This window comes from Desulfurobacterium sp. (genome assembly GCF_027028515.1).
Classification (GTDB): Bacteria; Aquificota; Aquificia; order Desulfurobacteriales; family Desulfurobacteriaceae; genus Desulfurobacterium_A.
Genome location: NZ_JALVIW010000010.1, coordinates 1 through 2,044 on the forward strand (window position 1 = coordinate 1; position 2,044 = coordinate 2,044).

At 38.8% G+C, this 2,044-nt stretch carries 1 protein-coding gene and 1 pseudogene; one reads left to right on the forward strand and one right to left on the reverse strand.

What is annotated here, in order from left to right; all coding sequences use genetic code 11:
- Positions 1 to 1,314, reverse strand: a 1,314-nt coding sequence (locus MV676_RS01225; RefSeq protein ID WP_297444542.1) for an AAA family ATPase, incomplete at its 3' end; no start/stop codon positions are given.
- A 52-nt stretch (positions 1,315 to 1,366) separates the two neighbouring features.
- Between MV676_RS01225 and MV676_RS01230 the strand changes: the two are divergent.
- Positions 1,367 to 2,044, forward strand: a pseudogene (locus MV676_RS01230) (hypothetical protein); the annotation flags it as partial.

The following is a 2,044-nucleotide window of genomic DNA, read 5'->3' on the forward strand; positions in this document are numbered from 1 at the left end:
GTCCACCTTTCTCTTAAGAGAGAGCATAGTTATTTTCTGCTTCTGCCTTATGGCCAGTTCTTTGCACACCTGGGCAATTTCAGAGGGAGTATAGATAAACCTTATGGCCTCAGAAGAAGTTGTCGTGTCAGTAGCTTCACTGTAGAACACCTCTCTTATCATATGAACGACATCTGTTCCGAAAGTGTATTTGGGATCGTTCTTAACTTCCATATACTTCTTTTCAGCCGGGTTAAACCGTCCAAGCCTGGCTTTTCTCAGGTTTTCCCTCAATCTGGTTCTGTCATCAAACAGCTCTCCGTAAAAGAGAAACTTGTAAACTCCCTTGTAGAGGTTGAATATCTCCTCAGCGTCCTTGTTAACAGGTGTATCAACGAAGAAAAGTTCATCAAAACGGCCTTTTCTTAAAAACTCTGGGTTGTTTTCGGCTATCTGCGTAATGTTGTTGGCAGTTACCCAAAATACTCCGTTAATGTGATACCCTGTATCGCTGTTCATATCGTTCAGAATCGTAAGAAGTTGTCCAAATAACCTCTTTTCAACATCGCTGTTTCCTTGAAACGTAAACATTTTTTCTATTTCGTCTATCCATATGATGAAACCTGGATACTCCCTTTTTCCTTCTGCGATAGCCTGCTGTTTAAACCTTTTTGTAAGGTTTTCAAGATGTTTAAACGAAAGATGTAGTGCAAAAACGGGATTTGTTGATTCCATTATCTTTGATAGGTTCATTTCTACAAGATACCAGTCAAGTGTAGCAGCGGCAACTTTAGCAGAAAACGACTTTCCCGTACCAGGAAGCCCGACAAGGAAAATACCCTTAGCCCTTAACATTTTTGCTTTCACATTTTTTATGGAAAGCATATACTTTTTAACACCCCTCATACCGACAAGGGAGTTTGTGTTTATCTTCGGCTTGTAAATATTTAAACCCAGCTTTTCAGCAAGAATTTCCCTTTCGGCTTTCCATCTTTCTTTCTCGGGAAAAGAGGTAATGTATTCCCACTCCTGCGTCGTAAACGCACCGTAGAGGTTTGGCAGTTGCTCTATAAAAAACAAAGACTTTATCTTTTCAGGTGGAAAGTATGGAGCTATAAAAACTGCATTACCGGCTTTGCCTTCTCTGATAACTTTTTCTATATCTTCTTCCTTGGGAACAAGGACTATATTTTTTGTTCCCGAAAAGCTTTTTGAAAGTCTTACCACGCTTTCAAATTCCTGGGGTATTTCTTTAAACTTTGATTCAATGTGGGAATGCCACTTTTCAATCGGAGTGGAGTAGTAGAAATCATCTTCGGCAACAAACCACTTCAACCATTCCTCCTCAGCTGATAAAATTATAACATTCAGATAAGGAGAAGCTCAGATGTACAAAAACCGGGAAAAGCTTGAATCACTAATTCAGTACATAGACATATTTCTCCCCCACGTGCCGGTAGAGACACTTAAAAAATCCGAAGATATCCTCTACGATTTGATAGAAAAATACAATACACCAATTTCCACGATAGAAACAATCCTGCCCAGCACAATAGGTGTAGGTTTTATAGATGTTAGAGAACTGAAAGACTACGACGAACAGCTGATAAGAAAATACAGAGAACTACTCCACGAAAACATTTTACCTATAAAGGATACAGGTAAAGAAATAGTAATAGCCGTAGCCGATCCTACAGATCCCAATCTTGCCAAAAAGGTTAGGTTTCGTGTAAAAAAGCCTGTTAAAATTTTGGCCGCCTGTCCTACTCATTTGAAGAAAAAGATAGAAGAACTTAACAATAATCTTAACTCCATAAAAGAAGAAGTTTTATCCAAAATTTCCGAAAAAGAAAATGAAGAAATTACAACTCCGACAACTTCTGCTATTAAGATAGACTTTGAAGAAGAGGAATCCGATAGTGCCGTCAACAAGCTCTTCAAGTTGATTATTGCAGAGGCAATTAATAAAAAAGCCTCTGACATTCACATTGAACCTTTTGAAAACTACGTTCGCATAAGGTACAGGATAGACGGTATACTGCAAGTCCCGAAAGGTCTTGACAGG